Source organism: Streptomyces sp. YIM 121038, assembly GCF_006088715.1.
GTDB lineage: Bacteria > Actinomycetota > Actinomycetes > Streptomycetales > Streptomycetaceae > Streptomyces.
In genome coordinates, this window is sequence record NZ_CP030771.1 from 2,905,910 (window position 1) to 2,930,672 (window position 24,763).

25 protein-coding genes are annotated in these 24,763 nt (G+C 72.2%); 12 read left to right on the forward strand and 13 right to left on the reverse strand.

Annotation, left to right across the window (positions count from 1 at the left end):
• Positions 1-149 precede the first annotated feature (149 nt).
• Positions 150-551 (forward strand): response regulator transcription factor, encoded by a 402-nt coding sequence (locus C9F11_RS12145; RefSeq protein WP_138959295.1) that lies wholly within the window; start codon positions 150-152, stop codon positions 549-551.
• A gap of 26 nt (positions 552-577) precedes the next feature.
• On the opposite strand, the gene C9F11_RS12150 is transcribed toward C9F11_RS12145, so the two are convergent.
• The 4 genes from C9F11_RS12150 to coxB all read right to left on the reverse strand — a co-directional run bounded on the left by C9F11_RS12150 (position 578) and on the right by coxB (position 5,075).
• On the reverse strand, positions 578-1,828 hold the full coding sequence (locus C9F11_RS12150) for an Ig-like domain-containing protein (RefSeq protein ID WP_138959296.1): 1,251 nt from the start codon (positions 1,826-1,828) through the stop codon (positions 578-580).
• Positions 1,829-1,981: 153 nt separating this feature from the next.
• Positions 1,982-2,380 carry a cytochrome c oxidase subunit 4 gene (locus C9F11_RS12155; protein ID WP_138959297.1) on the reverse strand — a complete coding sequence of 133 codons (399 nt, stop codon included), beginning with the start codon at positions 2,378-2,380 and terminating at the stop codon, positions 1,982-1,984.
• A complete protein-coding gene (gene ctaD, locus C9F11_RS12160) occupies positions 2,377-4,116 on the reverse strand; it encodes a cytochrome c oxidase subunit I (RefSeq protein WP_138959298.1) in 1,740 nt (579 codons plus the stop codon). Before ctaD ends, C9F11_RS12155 begins: the two co-directional genes overlap by 4 nt.
• A complete protein-coding gene (gene coxB / locus C9F11_RS12165) occupies positions 4,113-5,075 on the reverse strand; it encodes a cytochrome c oxidase subunit II (RefSeq protein ID WP_138959299.1) in 963 nt (320 codons plus the stop codon). The genes ctaD and coxB overlap by 4 nt, the downstream gene beginning before the upstream one ends.
• Positions 5,076-5,327: 252 nt before the next feature.
• Between coxB and C9F11_RS12170 the strand changes: the two genes are divergently transcribed.
• On the forward strand, positions 5,328-6,710 hold the full coding sequence (locus C9F11_RS12170) for a cysteine desulfurase/sulfurtransferase TusA family protein (RefSeq protein ID WP_138959300.1): 1,383 nt from the start codon (positions 5,328-5,330) through the stop codon (positions 6,708-6,710).
• A 138-nt stretch (positions 6,711-6,848) separates the two neighbouring features.
• On the opposite strand, the gene C9F11_RS12175 is transcribed toward C9F11_RS12170, so the two are convergent.
• Positions 6,849-7,823, reverse strand: a complete 975-nt coding sequence (locus C9F11_RS12175; protein ID WP_138959301.1) for a carbohydrate kinase family protein — start codon at positions 7,821-7,823, stop codon at positions 6,849-6,851.
• Between the two features lie 179 nt (positions 7,824-8,002).
• Here C9F11_RS12175 and C9F11_RS12180 point away from each other — a divergent pair, with 179 nt between their 5' ends.
• The gene (locus tag C9F11_RS12180) at positions 8,003-8,221 is read left to right on the forward strand and encodes a hypothetical protein (protein WP_138959302.1); all 219 of its coding nucleotides are present in this window, start codon (positions 8,003-8,005) and stop codon (positions 8,219-8,221) included.
• A 203-nt stretch (positions 8,222-8,424) separates the two neighbouring features.
• Positions 8,425-9,978: a hypothetical protein gene (locus C9F11_RS12185; protein WP_138959303.1), complete on the forward strand. Its 1,554-nt coding sequence runs from the start codon at positions 8,425-8,427 to the stop codon at positions 9,976-9,978.
• Between the two features lie 80 nt (positions 9,979-10,058).
• Here C9F11_RS12185 and erpA read toward each other — a convergent pair whose 3' ends face one another.
• Complete coding sequence (gene erpA / locus C9F11_RS12190) at positions 10,059-10,415, reverse strand: iron-sulfur cluster insertion protein ErpA (RefSeq protein WP_138959304.1); 357 nt, start codon at positions 10,413-10,415, stop codon at positions 10,059-10,061.
• A 210-nt stretch (positions 10,416-10,625) separates the two neighbouring features.
• Here erpA and nadA point away from each other — a divergent pair, with 210 nt between their 5' ends.
• The gene (gene nadA / locus C9F11_RS12195) at positions 10,626-11,822 is read left to right on the forward strand and encodes a quinolinate synthase NadA (protein WP_138959305.1); all 1,197 of its coding nucleotides are present in this window, start codon (positions 10,626-10,628) and stop codon (positions 11,820-11,822) included.
• A gap of 40 nt (positions 11,823-11,862) precedes the next feature.
• Here the strand turns inward: nadA and C9F11_RS12200 are convergent, their stop codons facing one another.
• From C9F11_RS12200 to C9F11_RS12215, 4 genes are all read right to left on the reverse strand, one after another.
• A complete protein-coding gene (locus C9F11_RS12200) occupies positions 11,863-12,543 on the reverse strand; it encodes a response regulator transcription factor (RefSeq protein WP_138959306.1) in 681 nt (226 codons plus the stop codon).
• On the reverse strand, positions 12,540-13,793 hold the full coding sequence (locus C9F11_RS12205; protein ID WP_249401693.1) for a sensor histidine kinase: 1,254 nt from the start codon (positions 13,791-13,793) through the stop codon (positions 12,540-12,542). Before C9F11_RS12205 ends, C9F11_RS12200 begins: the two co-directional genes overlap by 4 nt.
• Before the next feature lie 107 nt (positions 13,794-13,900).
• Positions 13,901-14,179, reverse strand: a complete 279-nt coding sequence (locus C9F11_RS12210) for a hypothetical protein (RefSeq protein WP_138959307.1) — start codon at positions 14,177-14,179, stop codon at positions 13,901-13,903.
• Between the two features lie 27 nt (positions 14,180-14,206).
• Positions 14,207-14,989, reverse strand: coding sequence for a PspA/IM30 family protein (locus C9F11_RS12215; protein ID WP_138966379.1), 783 nt, complete (start codon positions 14,987-14,989; stop codon positions 14,207-14,209).
• 387 nt (positions 14,990-15,376) lie between these two features.
• Between C9F11_RS12215 and C9F11_RS12220 the strand changes: the two genes are divergently transcribed.
• The 3 genes from C9F11_RS12220 to C9F11_RS12230 all read left to right on the forward strand — a co-directional run bounded on the left by C9F11_RS12220 (position 15,377) and on the right by C9F11_RS12230 (position 17,870).
• Complete coding sequence (locus tag C9F11_RS12220) at positions 15,377-15,985, forward strand: DUF3043 domain-containing protein (protein ID WP_249401694.1); 609 nt, start codon at positions 15,377-15,379, stop codon at positions 15,983-15,985.
• Positions 15,986-16,038: 53 nt separating this feature from the next.
• Complete coding sequence (locus C9F11_RS12225) at positions 16,039-16,731, forward strand: methyltransferase domain-containing protein (protein WP_138959309.1); 693 nt, start codon at positions 16,039-16,041, stop codon at positions 16,729-16,731.
• Between the two features lie 86 nt (positions 16,732-16,817).
• Positions 16,818-17,870 (forward strand): trypsin-like peptidase domain-containing protein, encoded by a 1,053-nt coding sequence (locus C9F11_RS12230; protein WP_138959310.1) that lies wholly within the window; start codon positions 16,818-16,820, stop codon positions 17,868-17,870.
• A gap of 93 nt (positions 17,871-17,963) precedes the next feature.
• Here C9F11_RS12230 and C9F11_RS12235 read toward each other — a convergent pair whose 3' ends face one another.
• Positions 17,964-18,185 carry a hypothetical protein gene (locus C9F11_RS12235; protein WP_138959311.1) on the reverse strand — a complete coding sequence of 74 codons (222 nt, stop codon included), beginning with the start codon at positions 18,183-18,185 and terminating at the stop codon, positions 17,964-17,966.
• Positions 18,186-18,273: 88 nt separating this feature from the next.
• Between C9F11_RS12235 and C9F11_RS12240 the strand changes: the two genes are divergently transcribed.
• Positions 18,274-19,485, forward strand: coding sequence for a bifunctional adenosylcobinamide kinase/adenosylcobinamide-phosphate guanylyltransferase (locus C9F11_RS12240; RefSeq protein ID WP_138959312.1), 1,212 nt, complete (start codon positions 18,274-18,276; stop codon positions 19,483-19,485).
• Between the two features lie 7 nt (positions 19,486-19,492).
• Here the strand turns inward: C9F11_RS12240 and C9F11_RS12245 are convergent, their stop codons facing one another.
• Positions 19,493-20,284, reverse strand: a complete 792-nt coding sequence (locus tag C9F11_RS12245; protein ID WP_249401695.1) for a class I SAM-dependent methyltransferase — start codon at positions 20,282-20,284, stop codon at positions 19,493-19,495.
• Between the two features lie 121 nt (positions 20,285-20,405).
• Between C9F11_RS12245 and cobT the strand changes: the two genes are divergently transcribed.
• The 3 genes from cobT to C9F11_RS47340 all read left to right on the forward strand — a co-directional run bounded on the left by cobT (position 20,406) and on the right by C9F11_RS47340 (position 23,991).
• Complete coding sequence (gene cobT / locus C9F11_RS12250) at positions 20,406-21,452, forward strand: nicotinate-nucleotide--dimethylbenzimidazole phosphoribosyltransferase (RefSeq protein WP_138959314.1); 1,047 nt, start codon at positions 20,406-20,408, stop codon at positions 21,450-21,452.
• A 71-nt stretch (positions 21,453-21,523) separates the two neighbouring features.
• Positions 21,524-23,290, forward strand: coding sequence for a phosphatidylglycerol lysyltransferase domain-containing protein (locus C9F11_RS12255; protein ID WP_138959315.1), 1,767 nt, complete (start codon positions 21,524-21,526; stop codon positions 23,288-23,290).
• On the forward strand, positions 23,287-23,991 hold the full coding sequence (locus tag C9F11_RS47340; protein ID WP_171075712.1) for a hypothetical protein: 705 nt from the start codon (positions 23,287-23,289) through the stop codon (positions 23,989-23,991). Before C9F11_RS12255 ends, C9F11_RS47340 begins: the two co-directional genes overlap by 4 nt.
• Here the strand turns inward: C9F11_RS47340 and C9F11_RS12265 are convergent.
• On the reverse strand, positions 23,928-24,695 hold the full coding sequence (locus tag C9F11_RS12265; RefSeq protein WP_138959316.1) for a hypothetical protein: 768 nt from the start codon (positions 24,693-24,695) through the stop codon (positions 23,928-23,930). The two genes, C9F11_RS47340 and C9F11_RS12265, sit on opposite strands and share 64 nt — an antisense overlap.
• Between the last annotated feature and the right edge of the window lie 68 nt (positions 24,696-24,763).

A 24,763-nucleotide genomic window follows, 5' to 3' on the forward strand; every position in this document is an offset into this window, starting at 1 on the left:
TCCCGCCCTCACCCCGGGGGGTGCCGTTCGGAGTGTCTGCGGCCTGTGTCCTGCCCGGATGGCCCATCGCGGCACTGTCCGAACCGGTGTTGACGGGGTGTCGGGAGGAGTAGCATCCGCGCGAGATCCCTCGACGAAGCGGAGGAACCATGCAGCCGACCGCCACAGTGTTGATCTACAGCGATGACGCGAGCACCCGGGAACAGGTCCGCCTCGCGGCCGGGCGCAGGCCGGCCGTCGACGTCCCCGAAGTCCGCTTCGTCGAGTGCGCGACGCTGCCCGCGGTCCTGAAGGAGCTCGACCACGGCGGCATCGACGTGTGCGTGCTCGACGGCGAGGCCGTGCCCGCGGGGGGCATGGGCGTCTGCCGCCAGATCAAGGACGAGGTCTTCCAGGCCCCGCCCGTGCTGCTGCTCATGGGGCGGCCGCAGGACGCCTGGCTGGCCACCTGGAGCCGCGCGGAGGCGGCGGTGACCCTGCCGGTCGAGCCGGTGGAGTTCGCCGCCGCCCTGGCCTCCCTGCTGCGCTCCAGGGCCGCCCTGAGCGCCTAGGAGCCCCGCTCCCGCCCGCCCCCCCCCTACGCGGACTGGGGGCGCAGGCGGGTCGCCGCCAGTGCCGCGCGGCCCGCCTTGGTGTCCGCCAGGAGGGCGCTGCCCTTGCGCCAGGACTTCCAGGGGACGTTCCAGTCGCCGTAGCCGTTGCCGAAGTGGTCCATGTCGGCGCCGTAGCTGTTGACGACCTCGACGATGTCGCCCTGGCGGACCGTCTCGTAGAACCAGGCGGCGTTGCCCGTGCTCATGCCGGTGCAGCCGTGGCTGGTGTTGGCGTAGCCCTGGGAGTCCACCGACCAGGGGGCCGCGTGGATGTATTCGCCGCTGTCGGTGACCCTCGTGGCGTAATAGACCATCTTGTCGTAGAAGTCCGATGCGCCGATGCTGGCGCTGGTCATCCGTACGGCGTACTCCTTGCCGAGCACCACCTTGATGCCGTTGCGCGTGGAGTATCCGGGCTTGCCGGTGGTGACCGGGATGGAGTTGATCTCCTCGCCGTTGCGGTAGACCGTCATCCAGTGCGAGGCGGCGTCCGTGACGGCCACGACCTTGTCGCCGGTGGTCAGCTTCAGGGGCTTGGACCCGGCGCCCCACAGCTTGTCGGTGACCTTCACGCCCTCCAGGTTGCTGTGCGCCTCGATGGTGGCGTGGGTGGGCCAGAACTCCTTGGGGCGGTAGTGCAGCGTCCTGCTGTCCACCCAGTGCCAGGAGCCCTCCGTCGCGGGCTGTGAGCGGACCTTGAGCGCCCGTTCGACGACGGCCCTGGCCGCCTTGGCCTTGACGGGGGCGCTGAGCTTGGCGGTGACGGGCTGGCCGACGCCGTACTTGCCCGCCTCCGGGCCGAAGGTGACCTTCAGCCGGCTCTTCTTGGCGGCCGCCGCGGTGTCGAGGGCCAGGACCTTGCGGCCGGGCGAGCCCTCGTCGTCCTCCGTGCTCACCCGCACGGTGTAGTGGGCACCCGCCGCCAGGGGGACCGTGCTGTGCCAGCGGGTGCCGTCGGCGGAGAGTTCGCCCGCCACGTAGCGGCCCTGCTCGTCGGTGGCCGTGACGTCCGTGATGCGCCCGTCGTCGCCCTGTGCGGTGACTTCGAGGGGCTTGTCCGGGTCGGCCTTCCCGCTGCTGCCCGCGGGGCCGTTGAAGGCGATCTGGCCCGCCGCGTCGTACGGCTTCGCCGAGAGCGGATGGCCGCCAGCCCCGCAGGCCGTGGTGACCGTGCCGACGGCGACCACAAGGAGGGTGCAGCTCAGTACCGTGCGGATTCGCGGAGAGTGGCTCATGACCACACGGTATGAAGGTATGACACGCCGTGCGCGGTGAGTGACCCGTACGAGGGTTCACCCGGAAGGCGGACGCGGGGCGGCGGCGGAAACGGCCAGGGGCCCGGACGCTCCTGACGGAGTGTCCGGGCCCCTGGGGTGCGGCGGGAGTCCCTACTGGTTCTGGTTCTCGCCGCGGTAGTACTCGAAGACCCAGCCCCACAGACCGATGAGGATCATCGGAGCCGAGAAGTACATCAGCCACCAGCCGAAGACGACGCCCATGAAGGCGAGCGCGCCACCGACGGCCAGGGACAGCGGCTGCCAGCTGTGCGGGCTGAAGAAGCCCACCTCGCCGGCCTCGTCCGCGACGTCCGCCTCCTTGTTGTCCTGCGCGGCAGCGTCGACTCGCCGGGCCGTGAAGGCCAGGTAGTAGCCGATCATGATGCACAGGCCGAAGGCCAGGAAGAGCGCGGTGGTTCCGGCGGGCTCCTTCGACCACCAGCCATAGACGATCGCCATGGCCAGTACGAAGACGCTCAGCCAGATGAACATCTTGCCCTGGATCTTCACTTGCCGGCCTCCTTGCCACCGGCCACGGCAGCCTTCTCACCGTGACCGGCGTTCTCCAGCTGGTCGAGCGCGGCGATCTCAGGGTGGTGCAGGTCGAACGCCGGGGATTCGGAGCGGATCCGCGGCAGGGTGAGGAAGTTGTGCCGCGGCGGCGGGCAGGACGTCGCCCACTCGAGCGAGCGGCCGTAGCCCCACGGGTCGTCGACCTCGACCTTCTTGCCGTACTTGGCGGTCTTCCACACGTTGTAGAAGAACGGCAGGATCGACAGGCCGAGCAGGAACGAGGCGATCGTCGAGATCGTGTTCAGGGCGGTGAAGCCGTCGGCGTCCAGGTAGTCCGCGTAGCGGCGCGGCATGCCCTCGGCGCCCAGCCAGTGCTGGACGAGGAACGTGCCGTGGAAGCCGATGAAGAGCGTCCAGAACGTGATCTTGCCGAGCCGCTCGTCGAGCATCTTGCCGGTGAACTTCGGCCACCAGAAGTGGAAGCCGGAGAACATCGCGAACACCACGGTGCCGAAGATGACGTAGTGGAAGTGCGCGACCACGAAGTACGAGTCGGAGACGTGGAAGTCCATCGGCGGCGAGGCCAGGATGACGCCGGTCAGACCACCGAAGGTGAAGGTGATCAGGAAGCCGACCGCCCAGAGCATCGGGGTCTCGAAGCTCAGCGAGCCCTTCCACATCGTGCCGATCCAGTTGAAGAACTTCACACCGGTCGGTACCGCGATGAGGAACGTCATGAAGGAGAAGAACGGCAGGAGCACGCCGCCTGTGACGTACATGTGGTGCGCCCACACCGTCACCGACAGACCGGCGATCGCGATGGTCGCGCCGACCAGGCCCATGTAGCCGAACATCGGCTTCCGGGAGAAGACCGGAATGACCTCGGAAATGATTCCGAAGAATGGTAGGGCGATGATGTACACCTCTGGATGGCCGAAGAACCAGAAGAGGTGTTGCCAGAGCAAGGCCCCGCCATTGGCCGGATCGAAGATCTGGGCACCGAACTTGCGGTCCGCCTCCAGGGCGAACAGCGCGGCCGCCAGGACCGGGAAGGCGAGCAGGACGAGCACACCGGTCAGCAGCACGTTCCAGGTGAAGATCGGCATGCGGAACATGGTCATGCCGGGCGCGCGCATGCAGATGATCGTGGTGATGAAGTTGACCGAGCCGAGGATCGTGCCGAAGCCGGAGAAGGCCAGACCCATGATCCACATGTCCGCGCCGATGCCCGGGGAGCGGACCGCGTCCGACAGCGGGCTGTAGGCGAACCAGCCGAAGTCGGCCGCGCCGTTCGGCGTGAGGAAGCCGCCGACCGCGATCAGCGAGCCGAACAGGTACAGCCAGTAGGCGAACATGTTCAGTCGCGGGAAGGCGACGTCGGGAGCGCCGATCTGGAGCGGCATGATCCAGTTCGCGAAGCCCGCGAACAGCGGCGTCGCGAACATCAGCAGCATGATCGTGCCGTGCATCGTGAACGCCTGGTTGAACTGCTCGTTCGACATGATCTGCGTGCCGGGACGGGCGAGCTCGGCGCGCATGAAGAGCGCCATCACACCGCCGATGCAGAAGAACGCGAACGACGTGACCAGATAGAGCGTGCCGATCGTCTTGTGGTCAGTGGTGGTCAGCCACTTGATGACGACGTTTCCCGGCTGCTTGCGCCTGACCGGCAGCTCGTCCTCGTACGAGTCGTTCGCTGCGGCGGCACCCTGGGGTTCGTTGAGGATGCTCACAGGTTGTTCGTCTCCCGGTTCTTCTCGTGGCCCGTCTGCTCGATGCCGGCCGGGATGTAACCGGTCTGGTTCTTCTTCGCGAGGTCTTCGAGGTGCTTCTTGTAGCGCTCGGGGGAGACGACCTTGACGTTGAAGAGCATCCGGGAGTGGTCGACGCCGCAGAGCTCGGCGCACTTGCCCATGAAGGTGCCCTCCTTGTTGGGAGTCACCTCGAAGGCGTTGGTGTGGCCCGGAATGACGTCCTGCTTCATGAGGAACGGCACCACCCAGAAGGAGTGGATGACGTCACGCGAAGTCAGAACGAAGCGGACCTTCTCGCCCTTGGGGAGCCAGAGGGTCGGACCGGGGTTGCCGTTCTGCGGGTTCCGCTCGCCGGGCGTACCGACCTCGTAGACGCCGCCGGCGTTCGCCGGGAAGTCCTTGCGGAAGCGGTCCGGAATGGCGTCGAGGTCCTTGGACGTCTTGGCGTCGCCCTTGTCGGAGCCCGGAACGTCCTCGATGTAGTTGAAGCCCCAGCTCCACTGGTAGCCGACCACATTGATGGTGTGGGCCGGCTTGTCGTCGAGCGCGAGGAGCTTCGATTCGTCACGGGCGGTGAAGTAGAACAGCACCGAGACGATGATGAGGGGGACGACCGTGTACAGCGCCTCGATGGGCATGTTGTAACGGGTCTGCGGAGGGACCTCCACCTTGGTGCGGCTGCGCCGGTGGAAGATGACGCTCCACAGGATCAGGCCCCAGACCAGCACGCCCGTGGCGAGCGCAGCCGCCCACGAGCCCTGCCAGAGGGAGAGGATCCGCGGAGCCTCCTCCGTGACCGGGGTCGGCATACCCAGGCGGGGAAAGTCCTTGTATGTGCAACCGGTGGCGGTTACCAGGACCAGGCCCGCAGTCAGTGCCTGCAGCAGCTTCCGCCGCATCGGGCGCCGCGGCGAGCGGTCGGAGCCGTTGGGACTCACGTAGCGCCTTCCCGAGAGTCTCGCCCGCGCGGTTCGGCTGCGGCCTTCTCGCTGGTCGGTCGCCGCCCTGCGTCGGGCAGGGGTTTGGATGTTTATGCGGACCAAACCCTACTGGACGCTATTTGGGGTCGCGCGGGGAGGGTGCCTAACGCGCCGCGGGTCACTCCGAAGGGGGGCGGTTGCCCCTCCGGGGCCGCCTTCTGACGGGGCCTCGGGACCCGGTCGCCCGGCCGGAGGTCTTAGCGTTGCCGCGTGTCCTACTTCGACGCGGCCTCGTCCGCCCCCCTCCATCCCGTGGCCCGTCAGGCCCTGCAGGCCGCCCTGGACGAGGGGTGGGCGGATCCCTCCCGGTTGTACCGGGAAGGACGGCGGGCGCGGCTGCTGCTTGACGCGGCGCGGGAGGCGGCCGCCGAGGCCGTGGGCTGCCGCCCGGACGAGCTGGTGTTCACCACGTCCGGGACGCGGGCGCTGTACGACGGCGTGGCGGGAGCCCTGGCCGGGCGGCGGCGCGCGGGGCGGCACCTGGTGGTGTCCGCGGTGGAGCACTCCGCCGTACTCCATTCGGCCGCGGCGCACGAGCGGGCGGGCGGCACGGTGACCGAGGTGGACGTGGACCGCGCGGGGGCGGTGGACGCCTCGGCGTACGCGGCCGCGCTCCGCGACGACACCGCGCTCGCCTGTCTGCAGTCCGCCAACCACGAGGTCGGCACCCGGCAGCCGGTGGCCGAGGTCGCGGCGGCGTGCCGGGCGGCCGGAGTGCCGCTGCTCGTGGACGCGGCGCAGTCGCTGGCGTGGGGGCCGGTGGACGGGCCCTGGTCGCTGCTCACGGCGAGCGCGCACAAGTGGGGCGGCCCGTCCGGCGTGGGGCTCCTCGCGGTCCGCAAGGGTGTGCGATTCGCGCCCCAAGGGCCGGTGGACGAGCGGGAGTCGGGCCGGTCGGCCGGGTTCGAGAACATCCCGGCGATCGTGTCGGCCGCCGCGGCGCTGCGGGCGGTGCGGGCCGAGGCGGCGGCCGAGGAGGCCCGGCTGCGCGAGCTGACCGGGCGGATCCGGGCCCGGGTGCCCGGCCTCGTACCGGACGTACAGGTCGTCGGCGACCCCGCGCGGCGTCTTCCGCACCTGGTCACCTTCTCCTGTCTCTACGTCGACGGGGAGTCGCTCCTGCACGAGCTGGACCGGGCCGGGTTCTCCGTCTCCTCCGGGTCCTCCTGTACCAGCAGCACGCTCACGCCGAGCCATGTCCTCAAGGCGATGGGGGTGCTCAGCGAGGGCAACGTACGGGTGTCGCTGCCGCTCGGCACGGGCGAGGCGGAGGTGGAGCGGTTCCTGGAGGTGCTGCCGGACGCCGTCGCCCGGGTCCGCGCGACGCTGGGCGCGCCGGTGTCCGACGCGGCTCCGGCCGACGCGCTCGACGAGCTCACCGTCGACGCCCTGGGCGAGCGCTGCCCGCACCCCGTCATCGAGCTGGCCAAGGCGCTGCCGCGGGTACGGACCGGCGGCACGGTGACCGTCCTGGCGGACGACGAGGTGGCCGCCGTGGACATCCCGGCGTGGTGCTGGACACAGGGCCAGGAGTACGTGGGTGCCGAGCCCCGGGGGCTCGGCACCGCCTATGTCGTACGCCGCCGCGCCTGAGGCCCTCTCCCCCGTCCACCCTTCCGTCGGCGCTTCGCGCCTCGTCCTCAGACGCCGGACGGGCTGGATGGCCTCGGCCGAGCGCCGTCGCCGTCCGCCCGCCCCCTCAGGGGCGGGCGGATGAGGACCGGCCCGGGGTCAGGCCAGGTGGGTGCGGACCTCCGCGGCGGCGGCCTCGCCGTAGGCCACGGCGAAGCGGTCCATGAACGAGCTGCGCCGCAGCTCGTACTCCTGCGTGCCCGTCGTCTCGATGACCAGCGTCGCGAGCATGCAGCCCACCTGCGCCGCCCGCTCGTGCGACACGCCCCAGATCAGCCCGGAGAGGAACCCGGCGCGGAAGGCGTCGCCCACGCCCGTCGGCTCGACCTTGGCCTCCTCCTGCGGCACGCCGACCTCGATCGGGTCCTGCCCGGCGGTCTCGATGCGCACGCCCTTGGCGCCGAGGGTGGTCACCCGGTGCCCGACCTTGCCCAGGATCTCCTCGTCGGACCAGCCGGTCTTGGACTCGATGAGGCCCTTCTCGTACTCGTTGGAGAAGAGGTACGTGGCGCCGTCCATGAGGGTGCGGATCTCGTCGCCGTTCATGCGGGCGATCTGCTGGGAGAAGTCCGCGGCGAAGGGGATGTCCCGGCTGCGGCACTCCTCGGTGTGGCGCAGCATCGCCTCGGGGTCGTCGGCGCCGATCAGCACGAGGTCGAGACCGCCCACGCGGTCGGCGACGGTCTTGAGCTCGATGAGGCGGGCCTCGCTCATCGCGCCGGTGTAGAAGGAGCCGATCTGGTTGTGGTCGGCGTCCGTGGTGCAGACGAAGCGGGCGGTGTGCAGCGTCTCGGAGATGCGCACCGACTCGGTGTCCACGTTGTGCCGGTCGAGCCAGGCGCGGTACTCGTCGAAGTCGGGGCCCGCGGCGCCGACCAGGACGGGCCGGGTGCCCAGCTGGCCCATGCCGAAGCAGATGTTGGCGCCGACGCCACCACGGCGGACATCGAGGGCGTCGACGAGGAACGAGAGGGAGACCGTGTGCAGTTGGTCGGCGACCAGTTGGTCGGCGAAGCGGCCGGGAAAGGTCATCAGGTGGTCGGTGGCGATGGAGCCGGTGACTGCGATACGCACGGCTGGAAGCTCCTGCGGCGTGTAGCGGCGGCGCACCGCCCTCGTGGTCAAGGCGGTGACGGACGTCGCGTGGGCGGTTGACGGTTAACGCTATCCGGTCGGACCCGGAACGATGAACGGCTGAAAATACCCGATAGTAGGTCTTTCTCCTTGAGCTCAGCGGTGCATACGGTTCCGGTATGACCCTCTTTCCGCAGGACAGCGCAGCGCCGCAGGCTTCCGAGCAGGGAGTCGAGACCTGGGAGGCATTGCGTGGTGCTTGCACGCGCATGGTCCGGCACTGGGCCGTGCCCGCGGTGCCCACCGGGGCGCCCGTACCGCCGTCCCGGATCCATGGCGTGACGGTCCCGGCCGCGTCCGCGCGCCTCCTCGACGGGATGTCCGAGTACGGGGACTGAGGCGCACGGGACGGGAGGCGCACCGGGCTGGGACGCGAGGGGCCCGGGACGGGTCGAGGGAACCGGTCGCTCCCCCGCCGCGTCCCATCGCCGTCCCCCGTCGGGGGGATGTCATGTACGACGGGACGCCGCGGCGCGCGTGCGCCGTGACGGATCGCCGTGCAGGCTCGTGAGGACGGCCGGGCACGCGAAGGAGCGATGCGGTGAGCACCGAGCAGGCACAGGACGGACGGCGGCGACGGCCCTCGCTGGTGGTCGCGTCGGTGGCGGCCGCGGTCCTGTTGGCGGGCGGCGGCGGGGCCTATCTCGCCATGGACCCCTCCGGCAAGGACGACAGCCCGGCGGGCGACGGCGGGCCGCCCCCGCCGCTCGCCCTGGGCGGGTACGCGGACGGATCAGGCGGACACTCCGATTCCGGGACGGATCGCACGGACGGGACGAACGGCGGGGGCGGCACCACCACGTCCGAAGGCATCGCCCCGGGCGAGCCCGACCCCTCGGGCGTGACCTACCGGGCCGTGGGCGAGCTGCCCGACGGCCCCGACGAGGCCGCCGTGTACGAGCCGCGCGGCGAGGTCGGCAAGGACCGGGTGACCCGGCTCGCCAAGGCGCTCGGCCTGTCCGGCACGCCGACCGCGCAGGGCGACTCCTGGCGGCTCGGCCCGGCGAACGACGGCTCGGGCCCCTCGCTCCAGGTGTCCCGCAAGGCCCCCGGCACCTGGTCGTTCACCCGGTCCGAGCCCGGCGGCGGCGACAACTGCCTGAAGGGCAAGCCGTGCCCGCCCAGGACCGGTACGGAGCTGGACGGCGGCACTCCGGTCAGCGTGCGGGACGCGAAGGCGGCCGCCGCGCCCGTCCTGAAGGCCATCGGCCAGGACAGCGCCAAGCTGGACGCGCGCCAGCTCATGGGCTCCGTGCGGGTGGTGAACGCCGACCCCGAGGTGGACGGCCTGCCGACGTACGGCTGGTCGACCGGCATCCAGGTGGGCCCGGACGGCGAGGTGGTGGGCGCCAGCGGCCAGCTCGCGAAGCCGCACAAGGGCGCGACGTATCCGGTCGTGGGCGCGGCCGAGGCCCTCGCCCTGCTGAACGCGTCGGGCAAGGGCGGCGGCGTGAGCATCGGCGGCTGTGCGACACCGGTGCCGCACCGGGGTGACAAGAGCGACAAGAGCAACAAGGGTGACGGGGTCGCCCGGCGCGACGAGGTGCGCTGCCCGCCGACCGTGCCGCCGAAGCAGGAGCCGATCGCCGTGGAGGGCGCCACGTTCGGCCTGGCCGCGCACTTCGTGGCCGGGCGGCAGACGCTCGTGCCGTCGTGGCTGTTCGAGGCCAGGCCGCAGGGCGCGCGGGACTCCTCCACGGTGCAGCACCCGGCGGTGGACCCCGCGTATCTGACGGCGCCCGGGGCGCCGGGCGACCCCGAGCCGAAGCCGAAGCCGGACACCAAGGGCGACACCTACACCAGCGACATCAAGGTCGACGGCTACACCGCGTCGGGGCGGACGCTGACCGTGCACTTCACGGGCGGGGTGTGCGGCACGTACGAGGCGTCGGCGCGGGAGAGCGGCGCACAGGTCGCCGTGAAGGTCACCGCGACGGAGGAGAAGGGCAAGGTGTGCATCGCGCTCGCGAAGTTCTACACGCCGCCCGTGACCCTGGACAAGCCGCTCGGTGACCGGAAGGTCGTCACGCCCGGCGGCACGGCGGTGCCGCGCGCCGAGGGCGTGGCGAAGGGCGAGCCCGCGCCGCGGTCGTAGCCCCCGCGGGCCGGACGGGCTCCGGACACGCCGAAGGCGGCGGCTCCCCCGAGGGGAGCCGCCGCCTTCGTCCGCACGGTCTAGCTGAAGGAGTCGCCGCAGGCGCAGGAACCCGTGGCGTTCGGGTTGTCGATCGTGAAGCCCTGCTTCTCGATGGTGTCGACGAAGTCGATGGAGGCGCCGCCCAGGTAGGGGGCGCTCATGCGGTCGGTGACGACCTTGACGGTGCCGAACTCCTTGACGACGTCGCCGTCGAGCGCGCGCTCGTCGAAGAAGAGCTGGTAACGCAGACCCGAGCAGCCGCCGGGCTGAACGGCGACGCGCAGTGCCAGGTCCTCACGGCCTTCCTGGTCGAGCAGGGCCTTGACCTTGGCCGCGGCGGCGTCGGTCAGGATGATGCCGTCGGTGACGGTGGTGGTCTCGTCCGATACGGACATCTACATCGCTCCCGGGTAGTACGGAGACTGCTTGCCGACCGGTTCCAACCGGTGTGGCCGCGAATTCATTCCCATGCTCGCACACGGGGACACACAGGGGATGCGTCACATCGACACTATGGCCATCGTCAAACTGACGTGAAGCAGTTATGATAGATAACGTCAATTAGACGAAAAGGCATCGTCTGCAGAACAGAAAGGGTGCGTGACGTGACCACCGCCCAATCCCCCGCGGCCCCCGTGGACCTCGGCGTCGAGCCGACCCCGCTCGCCCTCCTGCTGCTCGGCCGCGAGGCCGACCCGAGGAGCGAGCGCGGTGTGGAGTGCCCGGGCGACCTGCCCTCGCCGTCGGACCCCGGCCTGGTGGAGCGCGCCCGCGCCGCCAAGGAGAAGCTCGGCGACAAGGTCTTCGTGCTCGGCCACCACTACCAGCGCGACGAGGTCATCCAGTTCGCGGACGTCACCGGCGACTCGTTCAAGCTGGCCAAGGACGCGGCCGCCCGGCCGGACGCCGAGTACATCGTCTTCTGCGGCGTGCACTTCATGGCCGAGTCCGCGGACATCCTGACCACCGACGACCAGAAGGTCGTGCTCCCGGACCTGGCCGCGGGCTGCTCGATGGCCGACATGGCCACGGCCGAGCAGGTCGCGGAGTGCTGGGACGTGCTGACCGAGGCCGGCGTCGCCGAGCAGGTCGTGCCCGTCTCGTACATGAACTCCTCCGCCGACATCAAGGCGTTCACGGGCAAGCACGGCGGCACCATCTGTACGTCGTCGAACGCCCAGCGGGCCCTGGAGTGGGCCTTCGAGCAGGGCGAGAAGGTCCTCTTCCTGCCGGACCAGCACCTCGGGCGCAACACCGCCGTCCGCGACCTCGGGATGTCCCTGGACGACTGCGTCGTCTACAACCCGCACAAGCCGAACGGCGGCCTGACCGCCGAGCGGCTGAGCGCCGCGAAGATGATCCTGTGGCGCGGCCACTGCTCCGTGCACGGCCGCTTCTCGCTGGAGTCGGTCGAGGACGTCCGGGCCCGCATACCCGGCGTGAACGTCCTGGTCCACCCCGAGTGCAAGCACGAGGTCGTGGCGGCGGCGGACCACGTCGGCTCGACCGAGCACATCATCAAGACCCTGGAGGCCGCCCCGGCGGGCTCCAAGTGGGCCATCGGCACCGAGCTGAACCTGGTGCGCCGCCTGGCCAACCGGTTCGCGCCGGAGGGCAAGGAGATCGTCTTCCTCGACAAGACGGTGTGCTTCTGCTCCACCATGAACCGCATCGACCTGCCGCACCTGGTGTGGGCCCTGGAGTCCCTGGCCGACGGCAAGCTCGTCAACCGCATCGAGGTCGACCGCGAGACCGAGCAGTTCGCGAAGCTGGCGCTTGAGCGGATGCTGGCGCTGCCGTAGCCGGTGCGCCGTACGGCCGCTGCCCGGCGGCTGTACGGCGTCAGTCGCCGCGCGGCCGTACGAGGCCCGACTCGTAGGCGATCACGACGAGTTGGGCCCGGTCGCGGGCGCCCAGCTTCGCCATGGCCCGGTTCACATGGGTCTTCACGGTCAGCGGGCTGACTTCCAGGCGCTCGGCGATCTCGTCGTTCGACAGGCCGCCCGCGACCTGGACGAGGACCTCGCGCTCGCGTCCGGTGAGCGCGTCGAGGCGCTCGCCGCGGCCGGGCGCGTCACCGTCCGAACCGTCGCTCTGCGCCAGGAACTTGGCGATGAGCCCCTTCGTCGCGGTGGGCGACAGAAGCGCCTCGCCCGCGGCCGCGATCCGGATGGCGCCGAGGAGTTCGTCGGGCTCGGCGCCCTTGCCGAGGAATCCGGACGCCCCCGCCCGCAGGGACTGCACCACGTACTCGTCGACCTCGAAGGTCGTCAGCATCACCACACGTACGTGGGAGAGCGCCGGGTCCTCGCTGATCATCCGGGTCGCGGCCAGGCCGTCCGTGCCCGGCATGCGGATGTCCATCAGGACGACGTCGGCCGCCTCGGCCTTCGCGAGACGCACGGCCTGGGCGCCGTCGGAGGCCTCGCCGACGACCTCCATGTCCGGTTCGGAGTCGACGAGGACCTTGAACGCGCTGCGCAACAGCGCCTGGTCGTCGGCGAGCAGCACCCGGATCGTCACGCGGTCCCTCCCCTGGCCGGGCTGTGCTCCCGGCCGCCCTGTTTCACGGTCGTGACCGGCAGGATCGCATGTACGCGGAAACCACCTCCGTAGCGGGGCCCCGCACTGCACCGCCCGCCGAGCGCGCTGACGCGCTCCCGCATGCCGAGGAGCCCGTGTCCGCCGCCGCGGTCGGGGTCGTCGACGGGCTGCGCGTCGTCGCCCGCGCCGTCGTCGAGCACCGTGATCTCCAGGTTCGGCCCCACCCGCACCACGCTGACCTCCGCCCTGGCCCGCTCGCCCCCGTGCTTCTGCACGTTCGTCAGCGCCTCCTGGATGATGCGGTACGCCGCCAGGTCCACGGCGGCGGGGGGCGGCTGGCCGCTGTCGCCGCGGGCCACCTCCACGGGCAGGCCCGCGTGCCGGAAGGTGTCGACGAGGTCGTCGAGGCGGGCCAGGCCGGGGGCGGGCTCCGTGGGGGCCTCCGGGTCGCCGTTCTGCCGCAGCAGGCCGACGGTCGCGCGCAGCTCGCCGAGCGCGGACCTGCTGGCCTCGCGGACGTGCGCGAGGGCCTCCTTCGCCTGGTCCGGCCGCTTGTCCATGACGTGCGCCGCGACCCCCGCCTGGACGTTGACCAGGGCGATGTGGTGGGCGACGACGTCGTGCAGGTCGCGGGCGATGCGCAGCCGCTCCTCGGCGACCCGGCGCCGGGCCTCCTCCTCACGGGTGCGCTCGGCCCGCTCGGCGCGCTCCCTGATGGCGTCGACGAAGGCGCGGCGGCTGCGCACCGCGTCGCCCACGGCGGCGGCCATGCCGGTCCAGGCGAAGATGCCGAGGTTCTCCTGGCCGTACCAGGGCAGGGGCCCCGCGACCATGGCGACGCCGGTGAGCCCGGCCACGGTGATCAGGCCGATGCGCCAGGTGGTGGGGCGGTTGGTGCGGGCCGCCACGGTGTACAGGGCGACGACGGCGCACATCACGACCGGCGCGCGGGGGCCGGTCGACACCAGCTCCACGATGGAGAACGCGGAGGTGGCGGCGAGCACCGCCCACGGGGCGCGGCGGCGGAAGACGAGGGCGGCCGCGCCGACGACCATGAGGACGATGCTCATGGTGCTCGGGGCGTGCACGTTCCAGCTGGAGCCCTGCTCCCCGTAAGGCTCGGCGAAGGAGCCGATGACCATGAAGACGAGGGCGGCGGCCGCGAGGACTGCGTCCACGGCCAACGGGTGCGTTCTGGCCCAGCCGCGGCACCGTTCAAAGTTGGTCACGGCTAAACGGTACGGGGCGCCGTCCGGCGGGGGGAACGGAAAGCGGGTTCAGGGCGCGGGGGTTGACGTCACCCCCGGCCCCCGGGGGCTTGGGGGGGGACGGGGCGTCAGCCGGGGATCAGGCCGTCGTCGGAGAGCATGTCGCGGACTTCCGCGAGGGTGGCGTCCGGGGCGGGGAGGATGAGTTCCGAAGGTTCGAGGGCGTCGTCGGGGAGGGGTTCCCCCAGTTCGCGGACCTTGTCGAGGAGGGCGTGCAGCGTGCGGCGGAAGCCGGGCTCGTCGCCGCCCTCCATCTCTTCGAGCAGTTCGTCGTCCAGCTTGTTCAACTCGGCGAAGTGGCCGTCGGCCAGCTTCACCTGCCCCTCCCCCATGATCCTTACGATCATGACGCCCTCCTCGGACGTGAGCGGTGGCTACTGCTTGTCGAAGCGGGGCGTGTCCTGCGGGCGCCCCTGGCCGCCCTCGATGGCGGGCTTCGGCGAGGCGCTGGAGCCCCCGGCCAGCTCGGCCTTCATGCGCTGCAGCTCCAGCTCTACATCTGTACCACCGGAGAGCCGGTCCAGCTCGGTCTGGATGTCGTCCTTGGCGAGGCCGGAGGAGTCGTCGAGGGCGCCCGAGGCGAGGAGTTCGTCGATCGCGCCGGCGCGGGCCTGGAGCTGGGCCGTCTTGTCCTCGGCGCGCTGGATCGCCATGCCGACGTCGCCCATCTCCTCGGAGATGCCGGAGAAGGCCTCACCGATGCGGGTCTGGGCCTCGGCCGCGGTGTAGGTGGCCTTGATGGTCTCCTTGCGCGTACGGAACGCGTCGACCTTGGCCTGCAGGCGCTGGGCCGCGAGGGTGAGCTTCTCCTCCTCGCCCTGCAGGGTCTGGTGCTGCGTCTCCAGGTCGCTTACCTGCTGCTGGAGCGCCGCGCGGCGCGAGAGCGCCTCACGGGCCAGGTCCTCGCGGCCGAGCGCGAGCGCCTTGCGTCCCTGGTCCTCCAGGGTGGAGGACTGCTTCTGGAGCTGGTTGAGCTGCAGCTCGAGGCGCTTGCGGGAGGTCGCCACGTCGGCGACGCCGCGGCGCACCTTCTGCAGCAGCTCCAACTGCTTCTGGTACGAGTAATCGAGGGTTTCGCGCGGGTCCTCGGCCCGGTCAAGGGCCTTGTTCGCCTTCGCGCGGAAGATCATCCCCATACGCTTCATGACACCGCTCATGGGCTTCGCGCGCCCCCTTCTGACGGACTCCAGCTCCAGCTGCTGCAACAGAACCCACGGTACGGGGTCTGTATCCATTACCGCACTGTTCGCGGGCGGATGCGCTCATCCCCAAGGACGACTGCTCCGCCCGCCCCTCCGGCGCAAGGAGTAGGTGCGCCCCCGGGAACGGCCCGGGACGACCCCCTTTGTCGCTCGGCCACATCAGCAAGACGCCCGGTGTGGCGGGATCGTTCCCCGGCGGGCGCCCGTCCATGCGCCCGCCCGTCCTCCCCCGGTCCTCCCCGGTCCTCCCCCTGTGCGCCCCCGGCAAAGCCCCGGGAAAGGCCCGGGAAAGCCCCAGGAAAGGGGTCCTCCGGCCCCACCGCTCCGGCCGACCCCGTACCCTTGGCTTTTGTGTTCCGTAGCCGATCCAAGGACGACAAGGCCCCGGCCGCCAAGGCGCCGGTAGCCGAGAGCGCGTCCGCCCCCCGTGACCCCGAGGCCCCCAAGGGCCGCCCCACCCCCAAGCGTGCCGTGGCCCAGTCGCAGCGCCGCAGCGTGATGAACACGCCGACGACGCGCAAGGAGGCCGCCAAGCGGTCGCGCGAGGAGCGCCGCGCGAACATGGAGAAGCAGCGCCAGGCGCTGGCCAGCGGCGACGAGCGGTATCTGCCGCCGCGGGACAAGGGCCCGGTGCGCAAGTACGCCCGCGACTTCGTGGACTCCCGGTTCTGCGTGGCGGAGTTCTTCCTGCCGATGGCCGTACTCATCCTCGTCCTGAGCCTGGTCCGCGTGGCCCAGCTGCAGAACATCGCGCTGCTGCTGTGGCTCGTCGTGATCGTCCTGATCGTGCTCGACTCGATCGTCACGGGCTTCCGTCTGAAGAAGCGCCTGAACGAGCGCTTCCCCGACGAGCACAAGAAGGGCGCCGTCGCGTACGCCCTGATGCGTTCGCTCCAGATGCGTCGGCTGCGGCTGCCGAAGCCGCAGGTCAAGCGCGGGGAGCGACCCTGAGCGAGGTCCAGGGCGCGGGCCCTGGAGAGCGTACGGCCGTGTGCCAGGAGCTGGTGGCACGGCAGCTTGACGAGCAGATCGCGGCGCGCTTCCCGGTGGGACGGCGGCTGCGGGTGCTCGACGTCGGCATGGGGCACGGGGTGCAGGCACTCCGCCTCGCCCGCGCCGGACACGAGGTGACGGGCGTCGAACGGGCCGCCGAGGGGCTCGCCGCCGCGCGGGCCGCGGCGGCCGCCGAGCCGGAGGGCATCCGGTCCCGCATGCGCATCGTCGAGGGCGACGGGCGGGACACGGGGGTGCACTTCCTGCCCGGGAGCTTCGACGTCGTGCTCTGCCACGGCGTGCTCATGTACGTCGACGAGCCCGACGCACTGCTCGCGGGCCTGGGGCGGGTCCTCGCCCCCGGCGGCCTGCTCTCCCTGGTCGTACGGAACGCGGACGCGCTGGCCATGGCCCCCGCGCTGCGGGGCGACTGGGGCGGGGCGCTCGCCGCGTTCGGCACCGACACGTACGAGGACCCCTCCGGGGGGCGTGCGCGGGCGCATCGGCTCGACGCGGTCTCCGGGGCGCTCGCGGGCATCGCCGCGCCGCTGCGGGCCTGGTACGGGGTGCGGGTCTTCTCCGACGCGGTGCCCGCCGCCGGGGCCGAGCTCGACGCTCTCCTCGCCGCCGAGGAGCGGGCCGGACGCACCGACCCCTACCGCACGGTGGCCGCCCTCCTGCACGTCTGCGGCACCCGCGACTAGCCTCGGGCTCCGCTCCGGCGGGTGCGCCCCCTGTTCGGCCCCGTACCGGAGGACGGTCGGGGCGGCGGCGGTGAGACTCGGGGGGTATGAGAGCTTCGCGTGGGTTCGTGGTGGCGGGGGTGCTGGTCTCGGTCGCGGTGGCGGCCGGGTGTGCCGGGGAGGGCGGGGGCTCCCGGGAGAAGGAGTCGACGACTCAGGCGGCCGCTCCCGCCGCGGCCAATGACCTCCAGGACGACTATCTGAAGGTCATCAAGGACGCGCTGCCCTCCGTCGTCCAGATCGACGCCTCCGACAGCCTGGGCTCCGGGGTGGTCTACGACGACAAGGGGCACATCGTCACCAACGCCCACGTGGTGGGCCGGGAGAAGACCTTCAAGGTGACCACGGCCACCGGTGAGCAGCCCCTCGCGGCCACGCTCGTGTCGGCGTACCCGGAGCAGGACCTCGCCGTCATCAAGCTCGACAAGGTGCCGCGCGGCCTGAAGGCCGCCGACTTCGGCGACTCCGCGAAGGTGGAGGTCGGCCAGATCGTGCTCGCGATGGGCTCACCGCTCGGCCTGTCCTCCAGCGTCACGCAGGGCATCGTCTCGGCGACCGGGCGCACGGTCAGCGAGGGCCGGGCGGGCGGCGGCACCGGCGCCACCATCGGGAACATGGTGCAGACGTCCGCCGCGATCAACCCGGGCAACAGCGGCGGCGCCCTGGTGAACCTCGACGGCGACGTCATCGGCATCCCGACCCTCGCCGCGACCGACCCGGACATGGGCGACGGCGCGGCACCCGGCATCGGCTTCGCGATCCCCGCCTCGATGGTGCGTACGGTGGCCGATCAGATCGTGAAGAGCGGCAAGGTCACCGACTCGGGCCGGGCCGCGCTCGGCATCAGCGGGCGCACGGTCCTCGGGGACGACTACCGGCCCGCGGGCGTCGCCGTGGCCGAGGTCAGGAGCGGCGGCGGCGCCGACAAGGCGGGCATCAGGCCCGGCGACATCATCACCGGGCTCGGGGACGACGAGATCACCACGGTCACCTCCCTCTCGGAGGCGCTCGCCGGGGACGAGCCGGGCGACAAGGAGCGGGTGACGTACGTACGGGACGGCGCCGAGCGGACCGCCGAGGTGACCCTCGGGGAGATGTGAGGACGCGGAGGGAGGCGGGGCCGATGGCCCCGCCTCCCTCCGCGTTCGTGGATCCGGCGCGTCAGGGCCGCGCCGGCTCCTGCGCGTGGCGCGTCAGGCCTGCGCCGCGTCCTGCGCGTGCAGACTCATCGGGCCGTAGATCTCCGAGGTGTCCTCGAAGAGCGTCACCTGGTCCGCGCCGCCCTCGGCGAGCTCCTTCCAGTGCTCGCCGATCCAGGTCTCCGCGTCGCCCTGCGTGGTGAACTCCTCCGGCTGCACCGCGGGCTGGACCTCCGTCCCGTCCGCCTTCTCGAACCGCCACGTCCATGCCGCCATGTCAGCCTCCCGAGGTCCAGTGGTGTCCGAAGCCGCTTGAAGCCTAGCCGGGCGCGCGGCGCGCGGGGCGACGCGGGAGGATCTTCCTGTGGAACTGACTCTGCTCGGCACCGGAGCCCCCGAGGGGCTGCCCCGCCCCGGCTGTCCCTGCGCCGCGTGCGCGACCGCGCTCGGCGACCAGGCGCGGGCGGCGACGGCCCTGCTCGTGGACGGTGTGCTGCTGCTCGACCTGACCCCGGGCGCCGCCTTCGCCGCCGCCCGCGCCGGGCACTCGCTCGGCGGGGTGCGCCAGGTGCTGCTCTCGCATCCGCACGACGGGCCCGCCGTGGAGGTGCCCGCCGGGCTGCCGCAGCCGGGCCGGGTGCCCGACGGCCGCGAGCTGGCGCTGCTCACCGGGCACCGGGTGCGGGCCGTAGCGATGGACGCGCCCGGCACCGGCTACGAGGTGACCGGGCCCGACGGCGAGCGGCTGCTGTACCTGCCGCCGGGCTGCGCGCCCGCGGGGGTGGGCCCCGAGAACGGCGGCGGGCAGGTCGTGTACGACATGGTCGTGGCCGACGTCGTGGGCCGCCCGGACGGGCTCGCGCGGCTGCGGGCGGCCGGTGCGTCGGGCCCGACCACGGACGTGATCGCCGTGCACATCGGCCACGAGGTGCCGCCGGGCCCCGAGCTGGCCCGGCGGCTCGCGGCGGCCGGGGCGCGGGCGGTGCCGGACGGCACGACCCTGGAGGTCGGCGCGTACGAGGACGTACCGGACGTGCCGCGGCGCACCCTCGTGCTCGGCGGCGCCCGCTCGGGCAAGTCGGTGGAGGCCGAGCGGCGCCTGGAGGCCTTCCCCGACGTGCTGTACGTGGCCACCGGCGGGCTGCGCGGCGGGGACCAGGAGTGGGCGGAGCGGGTGCGCGCCCACCGCGAGCGGCGGCCCGGCTCCTGGCGCACCACGGAGACCTGCGACCTCGTGCCGCTGCTCGCCGAGCCGGGGCCGCCGCTGCTCATCGACTGTCTGTCGCTGTGGCTGACGCACGCGATGGACGACGTGAACGCGTGGGACGACACCGAGTGGGCGGGCGGCGGCGAGCGCGCGCTGCGCAAGCGGGTCACGGAGCTCACGGACGCGGTGCGGGCCGCGCGGCGCACAGTGGTCGCGGTGTCGAACGAGGTCGGCTCCGGCATCGTCCCCGCGACCGCGTCGGGGCGCCGCTACCGCGACGAACTGGGCCGGCTGAACGCCGCGTTCGCCGCCGAGTGCGAGCACGTGCTGCTCGTGGTGGCGGGGCAGGCGCTGGCGCTGCGCGGCTGAGGCAGGCTCAGCCGTCGCTCTCGCGGCGGGCGATGACGCGGTAGGTGTTGCCGAAGCCGGTGCGGACGAGCAGGGGCGCGAGCAGCTGGTCGAGGGCGTAGGCGAGGACGATCAGGGGGGCCGCCGCCCATCCGCACGCCCGGCGCGGCCCGGCGGCCCGCGGCAGCCGGCGGCCGACGACGAGGACGGCCGCGCCGGTCAGGTCCAGCGGCAGGTGCGGGGTGCGGCGCTCGACGTCGACGAGGGTGAAACCGAGGTCGTCCAGGGCGCGGCGGAGCCTGCCGAGGGGCAGCAGGCACGCCCGCGGCGAGCGCGCGTGCGGCGGCCACCAGGGGCCGAGGAGCCGGGCGGAGCGGGACTCGGGGTCGGCCGCCTCGATCAGCAGGTGGCCGCCGGGGCGCAGGACGGTGCGGGCGGCGGCGAGCTCCGCGTCCGGGTCGGGGACGCGCTCCAGGTGGTGGACCATGCTCACCGCGTCGTACCGGTCGGCGAGGCGCGGCGCGAGGTCCGGCAGGAGCCCCTGGTGGGCCTCCTCGATGTGCCCGGCCTCGCGGGCCTCCTCGACGGCGTCGCCCGGGTCCGTGCCGTCGTACGCGGTGTACGGCAGGACGTCCTTGGCGGCGGCCGGGAGGCGGCCGTGGCCGGTGCCGACGTCGAGCCAGCTCTCGGGTTCGAGGTGCCGTGCGAGGGCGTGGGCCGTGGCGCGGTGGCGCCGGGTGGAGTGCCGGGCGCGGAGGACGCGCTCGACGGGGTCGTCGGTGGCCTGCTGACGGACGGACGGGACAGGGCGATTCGGCACAAATGGAACGTATGGGATCAGTGGTGGCGGGGCAACGACGTCGCGGGGCCTGTCTCACCGGTGGCGGACCGGCCCGGGGCCGTTCGCGCGCGTGTCACCGCCCGCCGGTACTGTTCGCCGAATGAGCTCGCTGATTCTCGACGACTTCACCGACCTGATCGAGCGGCCCGACGGCGGGGTGCGCCGCGACGCCGAGGAGCGCAGGGAGCGGCAGAGCCTGCCGCCCGGCGCCCTCGGCCGGCTGGACGAGCTCGCCGAGTGGCTGTCGGCGGCCCAGGCGTCCGTGCCGGTCAAGCCGATCGAGCGGCCGCGGGCACTGCTCTTCGCGGGCGACCACGGCGTCGCCGAGCTCGGCGTGTCGGCGCGGCCCGCGGGCGGGGCGGCGGACCTCGTGCGGTCCGTCCTGTCCGGCGAGGCGCCCGCGGCCGTGCTCGCGCGGCGGCTCGACGTGCCCGTGCGGGTGGTCGACCTGGCCCTGGACTGCGAGCCGGACGAGCTGCCCGCCGAGGTCGCGGGCCACCGGGTGCGGCGCGGCTCGGGCCGCATCGACATCGAGGACGCGCTCACCGCCGACGAGGCCGAGCGCGCGGTGCGCGCGGGCATCGCGCTCGCCGACGAGGAGGCCGACTCCGGCACCGACCTGGTCGTGCTCGGCGACGTCAGCGTCGGCGGAACGACACCCGCGGCGACGCTGATCGCGGCGCTGTGCGGCACCGACGCGTCCGTGGTGACCGGGCGGGGCGGGCGGCCGATCGACGACCTGGCGTGGATGCGCAAGTGCGCGGCGGTCCGGGACTCCCTGCGGCGCGCGCGGCCGGTGCTCGGCGACCAGCTGCAGCTGCTCGCGGCGGTGGGCGGGGCCGACGTCGCGGCCATGACCGGGTTCCTGCTCCAGTCCGCGGTGCGGCGCACGCCCGTGGTCCTGGACGGCGTGGTGGCCGCGGCGGCGGCCCTCGTGGCCCAGCGGGTCGCCTTCCGGGCGCCGGACTGGTGGCTGGCCGGGCACGACAGCGGGGAGCCCGCGCAGGCCAAGGCGCTCGACCGGATGGCGCTCGAACCGCTGCTCAGCCACGGGGTGAAGGTGGGCGAGGGCGTGGGCGCGCTGCTCGCGGTGCCGCTGCTGCGCTCGGCCGCGGCGCTCGCGGCGGAGCTTCCCGTCTCCGAGTAGCCGCAGGTCGCGGCGGGAACCGGGACAGCAAGCCCCATATCACACCACAACACCCCATAAGATCCCGCTTTATGGGAGAAGAACGGCCGAAGGAAGAACAGCGCACGACGTCCACCCCGGTCTCACGCAGAGCCGCGGCGGCCGCCGTCTGGTATCTGCGGGCCGTGGCCTTCGTCAACTTCCTCAGTGCCGTCTGGGTCTCCCTGGGGCAGGACCTCAGACGGCACAACACGGAGAACTACTTCACCCCGTACATGCTCACCGCGGGGTTCGCCTCCGGTGTGTTCACCGCGTTCCTCGCGGTCACGATGCGCCGCCGCAAACGGGCCTCCTGGATCCTCAACCTCGTGCTGAGCGGCCTGTTCCTGCTGCTCTTCGCGGTGGCGATGTTCTTCCCCGAGATCCGGCAGTACGCGCAGAACTGGATCTCGCTCGTCCTGACCGCGGGCTTCGTCGCCGCACTGCTCGTCGGCCGCCGCGAGTTCTACGCCAAGGGCGACCGGTCCAACCCCAAGCTGGCGGCGGCCGTCGCCGTCGGCGGGCTGCTCGCGACCTCGCTGCTCGCGGCGCTCCTGGTGACCGTCACCAACCACGCCCACGACGACTACCGCTCGACGTTCCTCGACCGCTGGCGCTACGGCACGATGCGCCTGGTGTCGCTGGCCGCCGACGACTCCCGGTTCGCGGGCATCTCGACCCCCGGCTGGGTCAACGTCACCATCAACGTCCTGAGCACGCTCCTGGTCATCGCCGTCCTGTACGCGGCCTTCCGCTCCCGCCGGGCCGTCGACCCGCTCAGCGAGGACGACGAGGCACGCCTTCGCGCCCTGCTCGCCAAGCACGGCGAGCGCGACTCGCTCGGCTACTTCGCGCTGCGCCGCGAGAAGAGCGCCGTCTGGTCCCCGACCGGCAAGGCCGCGGTCACCTACCGCGTGGTCGGCGGCGTCTCGCTGGCCTCCGGCGACCCGATCGGCGACCCCGAGGCCTGGCCCGGCGCCATCGAGCCGTGGCTCGCCGAGGCGCGCGAGCACGGCTGGACCCCGGCGGTGATGGGCGCGAGCGAGGAGGCGGGCACGATCTACGCCCGGCACGGCCTGGACGCGCTCGAACTCGGCGACGAGGCCATCGTGGAGATCGCCGACTTCACCCTGGAGGGCCGGGCCATGCGCACGGTCCGCCAGGCCTACAACCGGGTCAAGCGCGCCGGGTACGAGGTGCGCGTACGGCGCCACGCGGACATCCCCGAGGAGGAGATGGCCCGCCTCCTCGAACGCGCCGACGACTGGCGCGACGGCGCCACCGAGCGCGGCTTCTCCATGGCGCTCGGCCGCCTCGGCGACCCGGACGACGGCCAGTGCGTGATGCTGGAGTGCACCGACGACAAGGGCGAGCTGCGCGCGGTGCTCTCCTTCGTCCCCTGGGGGCCGCACGGCCTCTCCCTCGACCTGATGCGCCGTGACCGGGACTCCGACAACGGCCTGATGGAGTACATGGTCATCGAGCTGCTCCAGCGCGCGGCGGAGATCCAGATCACGCAGGTGTCGCTGAACTTCGCGATGTTCAGATCTGTCTTCGAGCGTGGTTCGCGGCTCGGCGCGGGCCCGGTGCTCCGGCTGTGGCGTTCGCTGCTCAGCTTCTTCTCGCGGTGGTGGCAGATCGAGTCGCTGTACCGCGCCAACGCCAAGTACCGACCCATCTGGGAGCCGCGGTTCCTGCTCTTCGAGAAGAGCGCGGACCTGCCGCGCATCGGTGTCGCGTCCGCCCGCGCCGAAGGCTTCCTGGAAGCGCCGGGGCTGCCGAAATGGCTGCACCGTACACACTTGGAGTCCCGAAGATGAGCACCCTGTCCCGGCTGGCCCGTGCCGAGTGGGGCGATCTGTACTCCACGGTGCGCCGCGGCCTCGCCGCGCGGCGCTGGCGCGCGATCCCGATGACGCTCGGTGCCGTCGGCCTGACCGCGGCCTTCCAGTACGTGCAGAACCAGTCCTGGGGCTATCAGTTCGTCCAGAACGTCGGCTCCGTGCGGGCCGAGGAGCCGCTGTGGCTCGCGCTGGTCCGCACCCCGCTCTCGCTCTTCGTCCCCGCCCTCGACCTGCCGGTGTGGGGCGCGCTCGCGCAGATCCTGCTGGTGTTCGGCATCGCCGAGATCTGCGTCGGCTGGTGGCGCACGCTGCTCGTCGGGTACGCGGCGACGCTCGCGGGCACCCTCTACGCGCGCGTGGGCATCGCCATCGGGCCCGACAGCTGGGTCGGGCTTCCCGCCTCCGACGCGCAGGTCATCGACACCGGCCCGTCGGCGGCGGTCGTCGGGCTCGCGGTGTTCGTGTGCTGGCGCTACCGGGCGTACGCGACCGGCGCCCTGGTGATCGCCCTGATGGTGGTCGAGGTCCTGGTCAAGAACAACCTCGCGGGCAAGGAGCACCTGGCGGCCATCGCGGGCGTCCTGGTCGTGTGCGCGGCGGCCACGGCGGTACGTCACCTGCGGCGCGGCGACGCCGAACGCGGCTCCGGGTCCGGCCTGCCGCCGATGACGTCCTGAAGCCAGCGCCGCTTGGCCGTCCAGCGGCGGTCGTGGCGGAAGGCGCGCAGCCCCGCCCGGGCCCGGACGCGCGGCCGGTTGCGGTAGAACCGCCGCGCCCAGGCCGATCCCGGGCGGGCGAGGCGGATCGCGCCGACGAGCGCCACGAACGGCACCACCATGCCGATCAGGGCCGTGCGCAGCTTGCCCTTGAGCATCGCGATCAGCGCGAAGCCGCAGTTCACGGCGACGTTCAGGGCGAAGGCGAAGCGGTTGTGCCGCTCGGCCACGGAGAGCTCGTTCACGCCGAACGGGGTGAAGCCGGTGAGGATCAGGACCACCAGGGCCGTGGTGAGGACCACCACCTCCACGCTCTTGCGGCCCTGCTCGCTCCAGTACACGTCGTCCAGGTGCAGGATCAGCGCGAACTCGTCGAGGACCAGGCCCGCGCCGATGCCGAAGATCACGGCCGCGCACATCGAGCCGAAGCCGTGCCGCCCGGCCGCCACCGCCCAGAAGCCGCCCACCAGCATCAGGAAGATGCCCGGGACGACGTGGTGGACGTGCACGTCCCCCGTGGTGATGTTCCGGAACGGGCCCTTCCCGGCGCGGATGAGACGGGTGATGGTGCGCGTCACCAGGAACGAGCCCACGAAGGAGACCAGCGCGAGCAGCAGGGGCAGCTTCCCCGGCTCGACGACGTTCCGGTACCACCAGCCGTCCATGGGCCCATCTTGCGGTTCGCCGCCGCCGCGCGCAGGCCGGGGCCCCGCCGCGGCAGGGCGGCGACGGG